The organism is Kitasatospora cathayae (assembly GCF_027627435.1).
GTDB classification, from domain to species: domain Bacteria; phylum Actinomycetota; class Actinomycetes; order Streptomycetales; family Streptomycetaceae; genus Kitasatospora; species Kitasatospora cathayae.
The window spans coordinates 2,627,796-2,644,870 of sequence record NZ_CP115450.1 but is presented as its reverse complement, the minus strand read 5'-3'; the positions used below and the strand labels follow the sequence as shown (position 1 = coordinate 2,644,870).

The following is a 17,075-nucleotide window of genomic DNA, read 5'->3' as shown; positions in this document are numbered from 1 at the left end:
CCTGCCGGACGGGCCCGGGCCCGGGCCCGGGGCCCGCGGCCGCTGCGGGAGCCGGAGGACGCGCTCCAGCCGGCGCCGGCCCTCAGGCGGGCAGGGCGTCGAGCTCGACCTCGGGCTCGGCGGCCTGCTTGGCGCGGTCCTTGGCCTCGCGGCGGATCAGCACCCAGACGCCGACCGGGATCATCGCGGTGAACAGCCACCACTGGATGGCGTAGGCCATGTGCGGGCCGATGTCGGAGTGGTTGGGCTCGGGGATCAGCTGGGGCTGGTCGGCCGGGGCCGGCGTGGTGGCGGTGAGCTCCAGGTAGCCGCCGAGGAGGGTGGTGCCGGTCTCCTTGGACTGCTGTTCGGTGTTGATCAGGTTGAACTGCCGGGCGGGGAGGCCGGCCCGGTCCCGGACGAAGCCGCCGCTGCTGCCGGTGGTCTCGTCGGCGCGCAGCCGGCCGGTGAGGGTGACCTCGCCGGTCGGGGCGGCCGGGACGGGCGGGTACTCGGTGGCGCCGTCGCCGGAGGGGACCCAGCCGCGGTTGACCAGGACGGCGCCCTTGCCGTCGGAGAGCTTCAGCGGGGTGACGACGAAGTAGCCGATCGTCCCGTTGGAGTCGGTCCGCTTGCGGACCACGAACTCGTGCGCCGGGTCGTACTGCCCGGTGGCCGTCACGGCGCGCCAGGTGAGGTCGGAGGGCACCGCGGCGCCGGGGGTCGGCGACAGGGTGTCGAAGGCCACCGGTGATGCCGTGAGGGCCTTGCCGATCAGCTCGTTCCGGGCCACCCGCGCCTCGTGGCGGTGCAGCTGCCAGAAGCCCAGCTTGATCGTCGCGGGGATCAGCAGCAGCGCGATCAGCATGGTGATCAGCCACTGGCGGGTCAGCAGAAATCGGTACACATGGGAACGGTACGCCGACCTCACAACCGGCTCACGCACCGGGGTGCGGGGCGACCTCGCGCAGCAGCTGGAGGAAGGCGTCCTCGGTGACGATCGGGGTGCCGACGTCGCGGGCCTTGCGGGCCTTGCCGCTCCAGCTGGTCGGCTCGTTGGTCACCAGCAGGCTGGTGAGCCGGCTGACCGAGGTGGCGATGTGCAGGCCGGCCTCGACGGCGCGGTCCTCCAGCACCTCGCGGTCGGTGGCGGTGTCGCCGGTGAAGGCCACCCGCATGCCCTGGACCAGCGGCTTGCCGTCCTCCCAGCGCCCCGGGTTGGGGTACGGGCACGGCGGGCGCTTCTTGGCCTGGCGGTACTGGGAGCCGGTCCAGTTGCCGCGGCCGGAGGCGACGGGCTCGTCCTCGCCGAGGTCGGTGACGGCGACGCAGTTCTGCAGCGGCAGCGGGAGGCCGGCCTGGCGGGCCAGGCGCAGGCTGGGGCGGAAGGCCTCGGCGAGCACCCGGGCGTCGTCCAGGGCGTTGTGGGCCTGGCGCTGCTGGACGCCGAAGTGGGCGGCGAGCGAGGAGAGTTTGCCGTTGGGCAGCGGCAGGCGCAGGTCGCGGGAGAGCACCATGGTGCACAGCCGCTGTTCGACCGGGGCGCGCCGGCCGGCCCGGGAGAACTCGCGGGAGATCATGTTCCAGTCGAAGAGCGCGTTGTGCGCGACCAGCACGCGGTTCGCCAGGCGCGCGGCGAACTCGTCGGCGACCTCGGGGAAGGTCGGCGCGCCGGAGAGCAACTCGGCGGTGAGGCCGTGGATCCAGACCGGGCCGGGGTCCCGCTCGGGGTTGACCAGGGTGTACCAGTGGTCGGTGACCTCGCCGTCGTGGTCCAGCTGGTAGACGCCCGCCGAGATGACGCGGTCGGAGCGGCCGAGACCGGTGGTCTCCACGTCGACGACCGCGAAGCCCTCGGCGGGGGCGGCGGAGCGCTGGGCGGGGACCGGAGCGGTCCGCGGCACGCCGTACGTCTCGGGCTGGATCGGTTGCATGGTCCAACAGGATAAGGGGCGAGCTGGTCGGGTCCGGTCGGAATGTTCCGGCTGGGCGGCCGGAATAGAGTGGTCGGCGGGGGTGTCGTACATCTGGTCGAGATCGTTTCCGGCCGCTCGGTCGGATTTGTGTGAGGAAGAACGCATGCGCGCCACGGTGATCCACGGACCGAGCGACATCCGGATCGAAGAGGTACCGGACCCGGTGATCCAGCACCCGACCGACGTGGTGCTGCGGGTGGTGAACGCCTGCATCTGCGGCAGTGACCTGTGGGCGTACCGCGGGGTGGCCCAGCGGGTGGCCGGACAGCGGATCGGCCACGAGTTCCTGGGTGTGGTCGAGGAGGTCGGCGCCGAGGTCCGCGGCTTCGCGAAGGGCGACCTGGTGGTCGCCCCCTTCGTCTGGTCGGACGGCGTCTGTGAGTTCTGTCTCGAGGGGCTGCAGACGTCCTGCCCGCACGGCGGGTTCTGGGGTCAGGTCGGCTCGGACGGCGGCCAGGGCGAGGCCGTCCGGGTGCCGTTCGCGGACGGGACGCTGGTGAAGCTGCCGAAGGAGGCGGCGGGCGACGAGAAGCTGCTGCCGGGGCTGCTGGCGCTGTCCGACGTGATGTCCACCGGGCACCACGCGGCGGTGTCGGCGCGGGTGCGTCCGGGCGCGACGGTCGCGGTGGTCGGCGACGGTGCGGTGGGCCTGTGCGGCGTGCTGGCGGCGAACCGGCTGGGCGCTGGCCGGATCATCGCGTTGGGCCGGCACCCCGCCCGGACCGAGCTGGCCCGGCGCTTCGGGGCGACGGACGTGGTGGCCGAGCGCGGCGAGGCCGCGATCGAGGCGGTGAAGGAGCTGACCGGCGGGCTGGGCGCGCACGCGGTGCTCGAGGCGGTCGGCACCGAGGAGTCGATGCGGACGGCGATCTCGATCGCCCGGGACGGCGGCGCGGTCGGTTACGTGGGCGTGCCGCACGGTGGGAGCGCGGGCGTCGACATCGGCCAGATGTTCGGCCGAAACGTTTCGCTCAACGGTGGCGTCGCGCCGGCCCGGGCGTACATTCCCGAGCTGCTGCCGGACGTGCTCTCGGGCGCGATCGAGCCGGGTCTGGTCTTCGACCGGACGGTGGACCTGGACGGCGTGCCGGACGGCTACCGGGCGATGGACGACCGCTCCGCGCTGAAGGTCCGGATCGCTTTCTGACGCTTCGTCAAAAGGGGCGGCACCGTTGGACGGTGCCGCCCCTTTTCGGTTGCCGCAGCCGGATCCATGAGTGACCGGAGGGGTGATTTTCAGCCAATTGGATGATGCGAGGGGGTGAACGACCGGCTGATCGCGGTCAAGCCCTTCCGGGGCGGGCGCGACGCTCCTAGCATTGCGCGGCGCGCACGAGGAATGTGACGCCCCTCACGTTCGATTCATTCCCTCGTGTGACCGCCACGCCGAAGGAGTGAGGAGACAGAGTGGATTCGCCGCCGATCACCACCACTGCCACGGAAGTCCAACTCATCGACGACAGTGAGGAGTTCCGTACCCTGCGGCGCTCGTTCCGGAGCTTCGCCTTCCCGGTCACCATCGGCTTCGTGCTCTGGTACCTGCTCTACGTCCTGCTCTCCTGCTACGCCCCCGGACTGATGGGCGCCAAGCTCCTCGGGCACGTCAACGTGGCCCTGGTGCTCGGGCTGCTGCAGTTCGTCACCACCTTCGCCATCGCCGGCTGGTACGCCCGGTACGCGGACCGGCGGATCGACCCGCCCGCCACCGCGATCCGCGAGGCCCACTGCGCCGTCGTCCACGCCCCCCGGGAGTCCGCCGAATGACAGTGCTCGCCAGCTCCGCCACCGATCACCGCGGCCTCACGTTGGCCCTGTTCGGGCTCTTCGTGCTGACGACCCTGGCCATCACCGTCTGGGCCGGGCGGCAGAACCGCAGCGCCTCCGACTTCTACGCCGGCGGCCGCGGCTTCACCGGCTTCCAGAACGGCCTGGCCATCTCCGGCGACTACATGTCCGCCGCCTCCTTCCTCGGCATCGCCGGCACCATCGCACTGGCCGGCTACGACGGCTTCCTGTACTCGATCGGCTTCCTGGTCGCCTGGCTGGTCGCGCTGCTGCTGATCGCCGAACCGCTGCGCAACTCCGGCCGGTTCACCATGGCGGACGTGCTCGCCTTCCGGATGCGCCAGCGCCCGGTGCGCACCGCCGCGGGCGTGTCCACCATCGTGGTGTCGATCTTCTACCTGCTGGCCCAGATGGTCGGCGCCGGGACGCTGGTGGCCCTGCTGCTCGGGGCCGAGGGGAACGCCGCCAAGCGCTGGACCATCGTCGGCGTCGGCGCGCTGATGATCGTCTACGTGGTGATAGGGGGCATGAAGGGCACCACCTGGGTGCAGATCGTCAAGGCCGTGCTGCTGATCGCCGGCGCCGCGCTGATGACCGTCCTGGTGCTGGCCAAGTACCACTTCAACCCCTCGGAGCTGCTCGGCGCGGCGGCGAGCGCCAGCGGCAAGGGCGAGGCCTTCCTCCAACCCGGGCAGAAGTACGGCACCGGCACCGCCAAGCTCGACTTCATCAGCCTCGGCGTCGCGCTGGTGCTCGGCACCGCGGGCCTGCCGCACATCCTGGTCCGCTTCTACACCGTGCCCACCGCCAAGGCGGCCCGGAAGTCGGTGCTCTGGGCGATCGGCATCATCGGCGTCTTCTACCTGATGACGCTCGCGCTCGGCTTCGGCGCGGCGGCGCTGGTCGGACCCAAGCAGATCAAGGCGGCCAACGCGGCCGGCAACACGGCCGCCCCCCAGCTGGCCGAGGCGCTCGGCGGCGGCAGCGGCAGCACCGGCGGGGCGATCCTGCTCGCGGTGATCTCGGCGGTCGCCTTCGCCACCATCCTGGCCGTGGTCGCCGGGCTCACCCTGGCCTCCTCGGCCTCCTTCGCGCACGACCTGTACGCCAACGTGATCCGCCGCGGGAAGGCGAGCGAGCGCGAGGAGGTGCGCTCGGCCAAGTGGGCGGCGGTCGGGATCGGCGCGGTCGCGATCCTGCTCAGCCTCTTCGCGGACAAGCTCAACACCGCCGCCCTGGTGGCGCTGGCCTTCGCGGTGGCGGCCTCGGCGAACCTGCCCACGCTGCTCTACTCGCTGTTCTGGAAGCGCTTCACCACCGCCGGCGCGGTCAGCTCGGTCTACGCCGGCCTGATCAGCTCGGTGCTGCTGGTCGTCTTCTCCCCGGTGGTCTCGGGTCGCGCGGCCTCGCTCTTCCCGCACTCCGACTTCCACTGGTTCCCACTGGAGAACCCCGGCCTGGTCTCCGTTCCGATCGGCTTCCTGGCGGGCTGGCTGGGCACCCTGCTCTCCAAGGAGCGCCCCGACCCGGCGAAGTACGCTGAACTCGAGGTCCGCTCGCTCACCGGACTGGGCGCCCACTGATCGTCGCGGCATGACTATGCTGGCCCGGCCCCCGCCGCGACGGTGGCCGGGCCGGCTGCTTTCCCGGGGAAGCCGGCCGCTACTAGGGAAGGGGAAGCCACGTGCTGCTCGACACCTTCGGCCGGCAGGCCGTCGACCTGCGGGTCTCCCTGACCGACCGGTGCAACCTCCGCTGCACGTACTGCATGCCGGAGGAAGGGCTGCAGTGGCTGGCCAAGCCCGACCTGCTGACCGACGAGGAGATCGTCCGGCTGGTCACCCTGGCCGTGCGCGACCTGGGCGTGCGAGAGGTCCGCTTCACCGGTGGCGAGCCGCTGCTGCGCCCCGGACTGGTCGCGATCGTGGCCGCCTGCTCGGAGCTGGAGCCGCGCCCCGAGCTGTCGCTGACCACCAACGGCATCGGGCTGGCCCGGACGGCCACGGCGCTGCGCGAGGCCGGGCTGGACCGGGTCAACGTCTCGCTGGACACCCTCGACCCCGAGGTGTTCTTCACGCTCACCCGCCGCCGGCGCCACCAGGACGTGCTGGAGGGGCTGGCCGCCGCCGAGGCGGCCGGGCTGGCGCCGGTGAAGCTGAACTCGGTGCTGATGCGCGGGGTCAACGACCACGAGGCGGCCGACCTGCTGGCCTGGTGCCTGGAGCGGCGCTACGAGCTGCGCTTCATCGAGCAGATGCCGCTGGACGCCCAGCACGGCTGGGACCGCTCGTCGATGGTCACCGCGGAGGAGATCCTCGAGCTGCTGCGCACCCGCTTTCAGCTCACCCCGGAGCCGTCCGCGCGCCGGGGCGCGGCGCCCGCCGAGCGCTGGGTGGTGGACGGGGGCCCGGGCCGGGTCGGTGTGATCGCCTCCGTCACCCGGCCGTTCTGCCGGGCCTGCGACCGGACCCGGCTGACCGCCGACGGGCAGGTGCGCAACTGCCTGTTCGCGACCGGGGAGACCGACCTGCGCACCGCGCTGCGCTCGGGGGCGGACGACGCGGAACTGGCCGCGCTGTGGCGGGCGGCGATGTGGGGCAAGAAGGCCGGGGCCGGGATCGACGAGCCGGAGTTCCACCAGCCCGAGCGGCCGATGTCGGCGATCGGCGGCTAGTCGTCCTCAGAGGTCCAGTCGGCGAAGGCGACGACCTCCTTGAGGAAGCCGCGCACGCCCAGGAACTGGGACAGGTGCTCGCGGTGCTCCTCGCAGGCCAGCCAGGTCTTGCGGCGGTCCGGGGTGTGCAGCTTCGGGTTGTTCCACACCAGCACCCAGCGGGCGTCCGCCCGGCAGCCCTTGGCGGAGCAGATCGGGGTCTGCGGGGTGTCCATCGGGGCCGTCCTCGGTGCTCGGCGGGTGCGTCGTCGCCGTCAGTCTGTCACGCCGCCCCGGCCCACCCGGATCCGGGCATGGCGACGCCGGGCAGCCACGGGGGGAGCCGCCCGGCGTCGGTCCGTCGCTCCGACGGGGGATGCGGAGCGCGTACGCAGTATGTCACGCCGAGACCCTCGGATGGGGAGGTCTTGCATGATTAATCTGAGCTTCTTTTGAGCTTTCCCGGAGCCGATTCGGGCGCAACCGCCGCGAACCGGACGGTCAGTCCGTGTGCTGTGAACTTTCGGTGCCGGCGGTCTTTGCCTGTCCTGTACCAGCAGGCGCACCAGCCCCACCCGTACCACCCGGGCCGAGCATCAGCGGGGTGTCGGCGGGGAAGTCGAAGGTGCTCGGCAGGCCGGGCGTCTGCTCCCGGCCCGCGTTGGCGATCAGCACCGCGAAGTACGGCAGCAGCACGCCGCCCGCCAGCGCCGCGAAGGCGAGCCAGCGCTGGACGTCCCACAGTGCCACCGCGGCCAGCACGCAGAGCGTGCGGATCAGCATCGAGATGACGTAGCGGCGCTGACGCCCCCGGACGTCCTCGGTGAGGCTGCTGCGCGCCCCCGTGATCCGGTAGACCTGCCCGCCTTCGGCGCTCTTGCCCATGTGTCCTACCGCCCTCGTCCACGCACCCGCGCGCCGTGCCGCGCGGCCTCCTCACGGTACGCCGGGGCAACGGGGACGACGAGCCCGGGTGGGCGGGGCCCACCCGGTCGGGCGTGATAGGGGAGCCGTCCGGCGGCAGTCGGGTCAGGAGCGGCGGGAGAGGTACTGCGGGGGCACGGCGGCGGTGAGCCAGACGCCGTTGTCGCTGAGCCGGAACTCGTGGCCGGCCGCCGCCATCGCGGCCGCGTTCACGGTCAGCACGACCGGGCGGCCGTGCCGGGCGCCGACCCGGGTGGCGGTCTCGGTGTCCGCCGAGAGGTGCACGTCCAGCCGGGCCATCGGGCGCAGGCCCTCGCGGAAGATCGACGCCAGGTGGCGGTCGGCGGTGCCGTGGTAGAGCACGTGGGGCGGCGCGGTGGCGGTCAGACCGAGGTCGACCGCCACCGTGTGGCCCTGGTTGGCACGGATCGAGCGGCCGTCCGGCGAGTAGCCGAAGCGGCGCTTGTCGTCGGTGGCCACGACGTGGTCGAGCTCGGCCCGGGTGAGCGGCCTGCCCTTCGCCGCGAGGGCGTCGAGCAGGACGTCGACCCGCACCCAGCCGGAGCCGTCCAGCGTGATCCCCACCAGCTCCGGCTCGTGCCGCAGGATGCGCGACAGCATCTTGCTCGACCTGACCAGCCGCTTCTCGTCCGTCATGTTCTTGGTATCCCCCCGTTGGTCAGCGGCTATGAGGCCTGGCTGACCGAACTCATGTTGAAGTCCGCGACACGCACCGGTGGCATCGCGGTGCGGGTGAAGTAGTCGCTCCACTCGCGGGGCAGGCAGCGTTCGGTGCGTCCCGCCTCGGTGATCCGGCCGAGCAGGTCGACCGGGGACTCGTTGAACCGGAAGTTGTTGACCGCGCCGACCACTTCGCCGTTCTCCACCAGGTAGACGCCGTCCCGGGTGAGGCCGGTGAGCAGCAGCGTCGCCGGGTCCACCTCGCGGATGTACCAGAGGCAGGTGAGCAGCAGGCCGCGCTCGGTGCGGGCGATCATCTCGTCCAGGGTCGGCGCGGACTCCTGGTCGGCCGTCTCCAGCACCAGGTTGTCGATCGCGGGGCGCAGCGGCAGGCCGGCGAGGCCTGCCGCGTGGCGGCTGGTGATCAGCCCGGTCAGCACGCCGTCGCGGATCCAGTCGGTGGCGGTGATCGGCGTGCCGTTGTCGAAGACCGAGACGTCGCCGCCGGTGCTGTGGGCCAGCACGAACGGGGCGGCCTCCAGGCCGGGTTCGCGCGGGTCGGCGCGCAGCGTCAGCGGCAGGCCGGCGAGCTTGTCGCCGAGCCGGGTGCCGCCGCCGGGCTTGGAGAAGACCGTCCGGCCCTCGTGGGCGTCCCGGCCGCCGGAGGCCCAGTGGAGGTTGATCATCAGGTCGGCGACGGCCGAGGGCGGCAGCAGCGTCTCGTACCGTCCGGCGGGAAGGTCGATCCTGCGGGCGCCCCAGCCGAGCCGCTTGGTCAGCTCGGCGTGCAGGGCCGGGACGTCGATGTCGGTGAAGTCCTGGGTGGCGGCGCCGACCCAGGCCGAGCCGGTGAGGTCGGCCGTCTTGCCGTTGATCTCGACCATGCCGGTGGGCTGGTCGTGGCGCAGCCGCAGGCCGGTGGAGCTGCCCAGGTAGCTGGTGGTGAGCTCGTGCCGGGCGAAGCCGTAGAGCAGCTCGCCCTGGGCGGCGGCGCGGGCGAAGGCCTCGCCGAGGGCCGGGCCGAAGGCTTCGAACACCTCGATCGAGGTCTCCGCGGGCGGCTGGGTGAAGTGCGGGGACGGCGGCACGTCGGCGACCAGCGGCTGGGCGTCCTCGGCCGGGCCGGCCGAGCGGGCGGCCTCCTCGGCGGCCCGGACCAGGCCCTCGACGTCCTCGGCGGTGACGGCCTCGCGGGAGACCACGCCGGAGGCGGTGCCCTCGGCGCCGGCCACGGTGGCGATCACGGTGAGGCTGCGGCCGCGGGTGACCCCGTTGGTGGTCAGCGAATTGCCGGCCCAGCGCAGGTTGGCGGTGGACTCCTCGTCGGCGATCACCACGCAGCCGTCGGCGCGGGAGAGGCCGAGGGCCAGCTCGACGAGTTCGTGGGGCTGCATCGCGGTCATCAGTGACCCGCCTCCTGCTGGGTGTTGAGCACGTTGACGTTGCGGAACAGCGCCGACGGGCAGCCGTGGCTGACCGCCGCGATCTGACCGGGCTGCGCCTTGCCGCAGTTGAAGGCGCCGCCGAGGACGTAGGTCTGCGGGCCGCCGACCGCCGTCATCGAGCCCCAGAAGTCGGTGGTGGTGGCCTGGTAGGCGAAGTCCCTGACCTGGCCCGCGAGTTCGCCGTTCTTGATGGCGTAGGCGCGCTGGCCGGTGAACTGGAAGTTGTAGCGCTGCATGTCGATCGACCACGAACGGTCGCCGACGATGTACAGGCCGTTCTCCACCCCGGCGAACAGGCCCTCGGTGTCCGGGCCGTCGGCGGCGGGCTGGAGCGAGACGTTGGCCATCCGCTGGACCGGGACGTGCGCCGGGGAGTCCGCGAAGGCGCAGCCGTTGGAACGCTCGAAGCCCTTCAACTTGGCCATGCTGCGGTCGAGTTGGTAGCCGACCAGGACGCCGTCCCGGATCAGGTCCCAGGACTGGGTGGCGACGCCCTCGTCGTCGTAGCCGATGGTGGACAGGCCGTGCTCGGCGGTGCGGTCGCCGGTGACGTGCATCAGGTCGGAGCCGTACCTGAGGGTGCCGAGCTGGTCGAAGGTGGCGAAGGAGGTGCCGGCGTAGGCGGCCTCGTAGCCGAGTGCGCGGTCCAGCTCGGTGGCGTGGCCGATCGACTCGTGGATGGTCAGCCAGAGGTTGGACGGGTCGATGACCAGGTCGTAGCGGCCCGGCTTGACGCTCGGGGCCTTCATCTTCTCGGCCAGCAGGACGGGCAGTTCGGCGAGCTCCGCGTCCCAGTCCCATCCGGTGCCGGTGAGGTACTCGTAGCCGCGGCCCACCGGAGGGGCCAGGGTCGTCATCGAGTCGAAGGCGCCGGTGCGCTCGTCGACCGAGGTGGCCTCCAGCTCGGAGTGGAGCCGGATCCGCTGCTGGGTCGTCATGGTGCCCGCGGTGTCCGCGTAGAACTTGTTCTCCTGCACCGTCAGCAGGGCGGCCCGGACGTGCGAGACGCCCTGGGCGGCCAGCAGCCGGGAGCTGCGCTCGGCGAGCAGGGCGGACTTCTCGGCGTCCGGGACGTCGAAGGGGTTGACCTCGTACGCGGAGACCCAGGTGACGTCCCGATGGACGGGCTCGTCGGCCAGCTCGACCCGCTCGGTGGAGCCGGCCGCCCGGCTGATCCCGCCGGAGAGCCGGGCCACCGCGGCGGCCTGGGCGGCGACCTTCGCCACGGCCTCGGGGGTGAGGTCCACCCCGGCGGCGAAGCCCCAGGCGCCGTCCAGCAGCACCCGGACGGCGAAGCCCAGTTGCACGCCGTCGGAGGTGCCGGCCGGGCGGGCGTCGCGCAGCCGCCAGGCGGCGCTGCGGACCCGCTCCAGGCGGAAGTCGGCGTGGGTGGCGCCGAGTTCACGGGCCCGGCTGAGGGCGGCGTCGGCGAGGGTGCGCAGTGGCAGGGCGAGAAACAGCGGGTCGACGGCGCGAGCGGGCTCGGCGCCGGCGCGGTCGGCCGGAGGGATCGGAGGCAATCGGGCTCCCAGGTCGCGGAGGGTTGCGGTGCGGGGCCACAAGGGCGCCCGCACCGCATCATTTCCCGTCCACCGCTTTCCGGCCAGCGCATTTCGCCCGGTGCGTTGCGGTTTCGGCCAGGGTGCTCGGCGCCGTCAGGCGACGGCCTCCCACCAGCCGTCCAGCTCCGGCGGGTTGTCCACGTCGACCCGCTCGCCGGGGCGCGGGACGGCCAGCGGGACGGCCTGGACCTTGGCCTCCTTGAGCAGGCGTTCGATCGGCTCGGACCACGGGTGCAGGCCCAGGTTGAAGGTGCACCAGTGGACCGGCACCAGCAGTCCGGCCCTGAGGTCCCGGTGGGCGAGGACGGCGTCCTCGGGGGTCATGTGGATGTCCGCCCAGGCCGCGTCGTAGGCGCCGATCTGCACCAGTGCGGCGTCGAAGGGGCCGTGCTGCTCGCCGATCCGGGCGTAGCCCTCGAAGTAGCCGGAGTCGCCGGTGTAGAAGACCTTGCGTCGGGGACCGGCGATCACCCAGGAGCCCCACAGGGTGGTGTTGCGGGTCAGGCCGCGGCCGGAGAAGTGGTGGGCGGAGGTGAGGGTGAGCACCAGCTCGCCCAGGGTGCAGGTCTCGTCCCAGTCCAGCTCGATGATCCGGTGCTCGGGGACGCCCCAGCGGCGCAGGTGGCCGCCGATGCCGAGCGGCACGGCGAAGGGCGCGGACTGGCTGCGCACCAGGCGCTTGACGGTGGCCATGTCGAGGTGGTCGTAGTGGTCGTGCGAGATCAGCACCGCGTCGACCGGCGGCAGCTCCTCCAACTCGACCGGCACCGGGTGCAGCCGCTTGGGGCCGACGTGGGCGGCGGGGGAGCAGCGGTCGCTCCAGATCGGGTCGAGCAGGACGCGCGAGCCCTCGATCTCCACCAGCGCGGAGGCGTGCCCGTACCAGGTGATCTCCACGCCCTCGGCGGCCGGGCCGGTCGCGGCGGCGGGGCGTACCGTGGGCACCGGACGGGCCGGGACGCGGCCCTCGCGCTGGAACAGCATCCGGCGGACGGTGTCGCGGTCGAAGTCCGGAGTGCTGTCGGCCCGGGCGAGGGTCGAGGGAGCGTTGTGGAACACGCCGTCGCGGTACTGCGGGGAGTTGCGGACCCGCTCCTCGCGCTCGCCGTCCGGGCGGCGCCCGAACGCCGCGGGCAGGTCGCGCAGCGACCAGGCGGTCGCGCCCAGGCCCGCCGCCAGGGTGGTGAGGGCGAGCAGTCGTCCGCGCCGGTGGGTGCTCCCGGGCCGTGCCTTGGTCATGCGCCCTGCCTTCGTTTCCTCGCCGGGACTCTTCGGGGAAGGGTACGGCCGGCCCCGGGGCGGTTCGCACCAGGGGGGCAACGGGCGCGCCCGCCCGTGTGGTTCCCGTACAGTCGCCCCGATCGCGGCGGTGCTCCGGCCTGCGGGGGACGGCCGGGAGGCGTCCGGTGCCGCGGGTGCGGATTGTCGGATTGCGACAGTTCCGCCGGTGCGGCGCTGTGGGAGCCCGATTGGCCGCCGCCGCCGACCGCCCGATAGCGTCACACCGCGTACGCATTCCGACGTACGCGCTCACACACGGAGAGAGGTGGATCGTTGAGCCGCTCGGTTCTCGTCACCGGAGGAAACCGGGGCATCGGCCTCGCGATCGCCCAGGCCTTCGCCGAAGCGGGCGACAAGGTGGCCATCACCAGCCGCTCGGGCGAGGTGCCGGAGGCGCTGGCCAAGTTCGACGTGCTCGCGGTGCGCTGTGACGTCACGGACGCCGCGCAGGTCGACGCCGCCTTCACCGAGATCGAGCAGAAGCACGGCGCGGTCGAGGTGCTGGTCGCCAACGCGGGCATCACCAACGACACCCTGCTGCTGCGGATGTCCGAGGAGGACTTCACCTCCGTCGTGGACACCAACCTGACCGGCACCTTCCGGGTGGTCAAGCGCGCGTCGAAGCTGATGATGCGTGCCAAGAAGGGCCGCGTGGTGCTGATCTCCTCCGTGGTGGGCCTCTCCGGCTCGCCGGGCCAGGCCAACTACGCCGCCTCCAAGGCCGGCCTGGTGGGCTTCGCCCGTTCGCTGGCGCGCGAGCTCGGCCCGCGCAACATCACCGTCAACGTGGTCGCCCCCGGCTTCGTCGACACCGACATGACCGCCGTGCTCAGCGACGAGCGCCGTGCGGAGATCGTCTCGGGCGTGCCGCTGGGCCGCTACGCGGCGCCCGCCGAGGTCGCCTCCACCGTGCGGTTCCTCTCGTCGGACGAGGCCGCGTACATCACCGGAGCCGTCATTCCCGTCGACGGCGGATTGGGCATGGGTCACTGATCATGAGTGGAATCCTCGAGGGCAAGCGGATCCTGATCACCGGCGTGCTGATGGAGTCCTCCATCGCCTTCCACGCCGCCAAGCTCGCCCAGGAGCAGGGCGCGGAGATCATCCTCACCGCCTTCCCGCGCCCGAGCCTGACCGAGCGGATCGCCAAGAAGCTGCCGAAGCCGGTCAAGGTGCTCGAGCTGGACGTCTCCAACCCGGAGCAGCTGGCCGGCATCGCCGACCAGGTCCGCGAGACCCTGCCGACCCTGGACGGCATCGTCCACTCGATCGGCTTCGCGCCGCAGGACGCGCTGGGCGGCAACTTCCTGGACACCCCGTGGGAGTCCGTGGCCACCGCGATGCACGTCTCGGCGTACTCGCTGAAGTCGCTGACGATGGCGCTGCTGCCGCTGATGCAGGACGGCGGCGCGGTCGTCGGCCTGACCTTCGACGCGCAGTTCGCCTGGCCGCAGTACGACTGGATGGGCCCGGCCAAGGCCGCGCTGGAGGCGACCAACCGCTACCTGGCGCGCTACCTGGGCGAGCGGGACATCCGCTGCAACCTGGTCTCGGCCGGTCCGCTCGGCTCGATGGCCGCCAAGTCCATCCCGGGCTTCGGCGACCTGGCCGACACCTGGAACCACCGCTCCCCGCTGAAGTGGGACCTGAGCGACCCGGAGCCGGCCGGCCGCGCCATCGTCGCGCTGCTGTCCGAGTGGTTCCCGAAGACCACCGGCGAGATCGTCCACGTGGACGGCGGTCTGCACGCCATCGGCGCCTGACCCGCTGAGCACGCCGCTGCCCGGCACCCCCGTGGAGGGGGTGCCGGGCAGCGGCGTTTCCCGGTGAGCGGGCGAGTCACGCCTCGGCGGTCGCGCAGGCGCCGATGGCGCGGCCGGCCTCGACCGAGGCGCGCTGGGCGTCGCCGTCCCGGATGGCGTCCCGGATGGTGTCGTGGCCGATGTAGCGCTCGGCGATCAGCTCGGGGCCGACGTCGTTGCGCAGGTGCTCGCGGGTGACCTCACCGAGGTCGGAGTAGACGGCCAGCAGCACGTCGTTGTGGGCGGCGGCCACCACGGCGTGGTGGAAGGCGGCGTCGGCCTGGACGAAGTCCTCGGCGTCGCCGGAGCGCCAGGCGGCCTCGCGCCGGTCGAGCGCGGCGTCCAGCAGGCCGAGGTCGCGCTCGGTGCGGCGAGCCGCGGCCAGTCCGGCCGCGGAGGTCTCCAGCGCCGCCCGCAGTTCGGCGACCTGCGCCTGGTCGGCGTCGGCGAAGCGGCGGTGCATCACCCCGGCCAGCTCGCTGGTGGCGAGCACGTACGTGCCGGAGCCCTGGCGGATGTCGAGCAGCCCGTTGTGGGCGAGGGCGCGGACGGCCTCGCGGACGGTGTTGCGGGCCACCCCCAGCTGTTCGACCAGGGCGGCCTCGGTGGGGATGCGCGAGCCGACGGGCCACTCCCCGGAGGTGATCTGGGCGCGCAGCTGCGCGATCACCTGGTCGGACAGCGGGGTGCGCCTCGGCGAGGACAGCGCCACGGGGACTCCTTGCGACTACGGGGTGGGTGGCCCCTGGAGGGAGGTGGCCGGTGGATGAACGGTCGGCACATCATGCCAATTCCAAGGTGCGTCAATTCATCCCATCATTCTATGATGGCGTGCATGCCTCCCGCAGCAGACACCACCACCTCCCCCCGAACCGAGGCCCGGCCGCAGACCGAGCGGCCCTCCACCTCCGCCAAGTACCCCGGCTGGCTGATCGTCCTCGCGATCGCCGCCGCCGCCGTCAACCTGCGCCCCGTGGTCACCAGCCTCGGGCCGCTGCTCGACTCCGTCCGCGCCGACCTCGGGATGAGCTCGACGCTGGCCGGACTGCTCGCCGCCGTGCCGTCGCTGTGCTTCGCGCTGTTCGGCTTCCTCGCCCCCGCGGCGGCCCGCCGGATCGGCCCGATCGCGGTGATCACGGCCGGCATGGGTGCCATCACGGCGGGCGTGCTGGCCCGCTCCTTCGCCGGCGGCACCGCGGTGTTCCTGCTGCTCACCGCGCTCGCGCTGGCCGGTGTGGCGGTCTCCAACGTGCTGCTGCCGGTGGTGATCAAGCGGTACTTCCCGGAGAAGGTCGGTCCGATGATCGGCCTGTACTCCATGGCACTGTCCGCCGGCACCGCCCTGGCCGCGTTGGTCAGCGTGCCGCTGACCAGTGCCCTCGGTGGCGACTGGCGCTACGGACTGGGCGTCTGGGCCGGCCTGGGTGCGCTCGCCCTGGTGCTCTGGCTGCCGGTGCTGATCGCCAAGCGCGAGCGCGGCGAGCGCGCCGGGAGTGCCGACGCCCCCGCCAAGCTGCCGATCACCCGCAGCCGCACCGCCTGGGCGATGGCCGGCTTCTTCGGCCTCCAGGCCACCGGCGCGTACGTGGTGATGGGCTTCCTGTCCAAGATCTTCCAGGACTCCGGCATCGACAAGGGCACCTCCGGGGCGCTGCTCGCGGTCACCATGGTGATCGGCGTGCCGGTCTCCTTCGTGCTGCCCAACCTGGCCGCCCGGCGCGGCGACCAGCGGCTGTTCGTGGTCGTGCTGGCCTCCTTCGGCATCGCCGGGTACGCCGGTCTGGCGTTCGCCCCGGCCGGGGCGCCGTGGGTCTGGGCGGTGCTGGTGGGGCTGTCCAACTGCGCCTTCCCGCTGGTGCTGACCATGATCGGGCTGCGCGCCCGGACCGCGGGCGGGGTGGCGCAGCTGTCCGTCTTCGCCCAGGGCGTCGGCTACCTGATCTCCATCCCGGGCCCGATCCTGGTCGGGTGGATCTACCAGGCCACCGGCCGGTGGTACGGGCCGCTGGGCTTCCTGGCGCTGCTGCTGGTGCCGCAGATGCTGCTCGGCCTGCGGGCCGCGCGGGCCCGGCACATCGAGGACGAGGCCGTCCACCCGGCCGAGCGGGTCAAGGCCTGACGAGAAGGCCCAAGGCCTGAAGGCCAAGCCTGAAGGCCAAGGTCCGAAGGTCAAGGCCGGACCAAGGCGGTGGGGCTGGCGGAGGACGGGTGTGTTCGGGGTGGGAGAATCCCGACATGCCCGTTCTCGACCCGAATCCCACCGACGGCCGCAAGCAGCTCGGCCGCATCGCCCTCGCCTTCGGCGCCATCGTGGTGCTGGTGGCGATCATCGCCACCGTCGCCGCCTCGCTGGGCTGACCCGTTCACACCGTTCGCCCCCAGGACCACCAGGGGAGTAGCGGCGACCGGGAGCGTCGCGCCCCCGGGCCGCTTTTCTGCCAAGCTTGCTGGGTATGAGCGCCGACACGCCCCGCAGGATCATCGTTCTCCGTCACGCCAAGGCCGACTGGCCCAACGGCGTGGACGACCATGAGCGGCCGCTGGCCGACCGGGGCCGCCACCAGGCCCCGGATGCCGGCCGCTGGCTGGCCGATTCCGGCATCAACCCCGACTTCGTGCTCTGCTCCACCGCCCTGCGCACCCGCGAGACCTGGAAGCTGGCGGCGCACGAGCTGCCCAAGCGGCCGCGCAAGACGGTGTACGAGGACCGGATCTACGAGGCCAGCCCGGGCGAGATCATCACCGTCATCCATGAGACCCCGGAGGAGTACGCGGACCTGGTGCTGGTCGGCCACAACCCCGGCGTGCTGGGCCTGACCCAGGTGCTGGCCGGGGACGCCGGCGACCCGGACGCGCTGGAGCGGCTGCGCGTGGGCGGCTTCCCGACGGCGGCGATCGCGGTGCTCAGCTTCAGCGGCTCCTGGAAGGGCGTCGAGCCGGGGGTGGCCGAGCTGGTCTCGTACCACACGCCGCAGGACTGACTTCCA

Annotated in this window: 18 protein-coding genes; 9 read left to right on the top strand and 9 right to left on the bottom strand. The window is 72.5% G+C overall.

From position 1 onward, the window contains the following. Positions 1 to 82: 82 nt before the first annotated feature. Together O1G21_RS11665 and O1G21_RS11660 are read right to left on the bottom strand one after the other, a co-directional pair. Complete coding sequence (locus O1G21_RS11665; RefSeq protein WP_270143074.1) at positions 83 to 886, bottom strand: SURF1 family cytochrome oxidase biogenesis protein; 804 nt, start codon at positions 884 to 886, stop codon at positions 83 to 85. A 31-nt stretch (positions 887 to 917) separates the two neighbouring features. Continuing rightward, positions 918 to 1,913 carry a DEDDh family exonuclease gene (locus O1G21_RS11660; RefSeq protein ID WP_270143072.1) on the bottom strand — a complete coding sequence of 332 codons (996 nt, stop codon included), beginning with the start codon at positions 1,911 to 1,913 and terminating at the stop codon, positions 918 to 920. 145 nt (positions 1,914 to 2,058) lie between these two features. Between O1G21_RS11660 and O1G21_RS11655 the strand changes: the two genes are divergently transcribed. From O1G21_RS11655 to moaA, 4 genes are all read left to right on the top strand, one after another. Then, positions 2,059 to 3,102 carry a zinc-dependent alcohol dehydrogenase family protein gene (locus O1G21_RS11655; RefSeq protein WP_270143070.1) on the top strand — a complete coding sequence of 348 codons (1,044 nt, stop codon included), beginning with the start codon at positions 2,059 to 2,061 and terminating at the stop codon, positions 3,100 to 3,102. Between the two features lie 260 nt (positions 3,103 to 3,362). Further along, positions 3,363 to 3,719, top strand: a complete 357-nt coding sequence (locus O1G21_RS11650) for a DUF485 domain-containing protein (protein WP_270143068.1) — start codon at positions 3,363 to 3,365, stop codon at positions 3,717 to 3,719. Continuing rightward, positions 3,716 to 5,323 carry a solute symporter family protein gene (locus O1G21_RS11645; protein ID WP_270143067.1) on the top strand — a complete coding sequence of 536 codons (1,608 nt, stop codon included), beginning with the start codon at positions 3,716 to 3,718 and terminating at the stop codon, positions 5,321 to 5,323. The genes O1G21_RS11650 and O1G21_RS11645 overlap by 4 nt, the downstream gene beginning before the upstream one ends. A gap of 101 nt (positions 5,324 to 5,424) precedes the next feature. Beyond that, the gene (gene moaA, locus O1G21_RS11640) at positions 5,425 to 6,414 is read left to right on the top strand and encodes a GTP 3',8-cyclase MoaA (RefSeq protein ID WP_270143065.1); all 990 of its coding nucleotides are present in this window, start codon (positions 5,425 to 5,427) and stop codon (positions 6,412 to 6,414) included. On the opposite strand, the gene O1G21_RS11635 is transcribed toward moaA, so the two are convergent. From O1G21_RS11635 to O1G21_RS11610, 6 genes are all read right to left on the bottom strand, one after another. After that, positions 6,411 to 6,629, bottom strand: a complete 219-nt coding sequence (locus O1G21_RS11635; RefSeq protein WP_270143064.1) for a hypothetical protein — start codon at positions 6,627 to 6,629, stop codon at positions 6,411 to 6,413. The two genes, moaA and O1G21_RS11635, sit on opposite strands and share 4 nt — an antisense overlap. A 265-nt stretch (positions 6,630 to 6,894) precedes the next feature. Then, positions 6,895 to 7,278 carry a DUF3099 domain-containing protein gene (locus tag O1G21_RS11630; RefSeq protein WP_270143062.1) on the bottom strand — a complete coding sequence of 128 codons (384 nt, stop codon included), beginning with the start codon at positions 7,276 to 7,278 and terminating at the stop codon, positions 6,895 to 6,897. Positions 7,279 to 7,422: 144 nt separating this feature from the next. Next, on the bottom strand, positions 7,423 to 7,974 hold the full coding sequence (locus tag O1G21_RS11625) for an RNA 2'-phosphotransferase (RefSeq protein WP_270143060.1): 552 nt from the start codon (positions 7,972 to 7,974) through the stop codon (positions 7,423 to 7,425). Positions 7,975 to 8,003: 29 nt separating this feature from the next. Next, the gene (locus tag O1G21_RS11620; protein ID WP_270143059.1) at positions 8,004 to 9,401 is read right to left on the bottom strand and encodes a metallopeptidase TldD-related protein; all 1,398 of its coding nucleotides are present in this window, start codon (positions 9,399 to 9,401) and stop codon (positions 8,004 to 8,006) included. Beyond that, positions 9,401 to 10,963 (bottom strand): TldD/PmbA family protein, encoded by a 1,563-nt coding sequence (locus O1G21_RS11615; RefSeq protein ID WP_405000629.1) that lies wholly within the window; start codon positions 10,961 to 10,963, stop codon positions 9,401 to 9,403. Before O1G21_RS11615 ends, O1G21_RS11620 begins: the two co-directional genes overlap by 1 nt. Positions 10,964 to 11,098: 135 nt before the next feature. Then, on the bottom strand, positions 11,099 to 12,244 hold the full coding sequence (locus O1G21_RS11610; protein WP_270143057.1) for an MBL fold metallo-hydrolase: 1,146 nt from the start codon (positions 12,242 to 12,244) through the stop codon (positions 11,099 to 11,101). Positions 12,245 to 12,559: 315 nt separating this feature from the next. On the opposite strand from O1G21_RS11610, the gene fabG reads away from it, so the two are divergent. Further along, on the top strand, positions 12,560 to 13,279 hold the full coding sequence (fabG, locus tag O1G21_RS11605) for a 3-oxoacyl-[acyl-carrier-protein] reductase (protein ID WP_270143055.1): 720 nt from the start codon (positions 12,560 to 12,562) through the stop codon (positions 13,277 to 13,279). A 2-nt stretch (positions 13,280 to 13,281) separates the two neighbouring features. Continuing rightward, entirely contained in the window at positions 13,282 to 14,049 is a 768-nt protein-coding gene (fabI, locus tag O1G21_RS11600; protein ID WP_270143053.1) for an enoyl-ACP reductase FabI, read from the top strand. 76 nt (positions 14,050 to 14,125) lie between these two features. On the opposite strand, the gene O1G21_RS11595 is transcribed toward fabI, so the two are convergent. Next, complete coding sequence (locus tag O1G21_RS11595; protein WP_270143051.1) at positions 14,126 to 14,800, bottom strand: FadR/GntR family transcriptional regulator; 675 nt, start codon at positions 14,798 to 14,800, stop codon at positions 14,126 to 14,128. Between the two features lie 123 nt (positions 14,801 to 14,923). Here O1G21_RS11595 and O1G21_RS11590 point away from each other — a divergent pair, with 123 nt between their 5' ends. The 3 genes from O1G21_RS11590 to O1G21_RS11580 all read left to right on the top strand — a co-directional run bounded on the left by O1G21_RS11590 (position 14,924) and on the right by O1G21_RS11580 (position 17,069). Next, on the top strand, positions 14,924 to 16,207 hold the full coding sequence (locus tag O1G21_RS11590) for a CynX/NimT family MFS transporter (RefSeq protein ID WP_270143049.1): 1,284 nt from the start codon (positions 14,924 to 14,926) through the stop codon (positions 16,205 to 16,207). 116 nt (positions 16,208 to 16,323) lie between these two features. Then, positions 16,324 to 16,446 carry an SGM_5486 family transporter-associated protein gene (locus O1G21_RS11585; protein WP_270143048.1) on the top strand — a complete coding sequence of 41 codons (123 nt, stop codon included), beginning with the start codon at positions 16,324 to 16,326 and terminating at the stop codon, positions 16,444 to 16,446. A gap of 95 nt (positions 16,447 to 16,541) precedes the next feature. Next, positions 16,542 to 17,069 (top strand): SixA phosphatase family protein, encoded by a 528-nt coding sequence (locus O1G21_RS11580; protein WP_270143046.1) that lies wholly within the window; start codon positions 16,542 to 16,544, stop codon positions 17,067 to 17,069. Positions 17,070 to 17,075 lie beyond the last annotated feature (6 nt).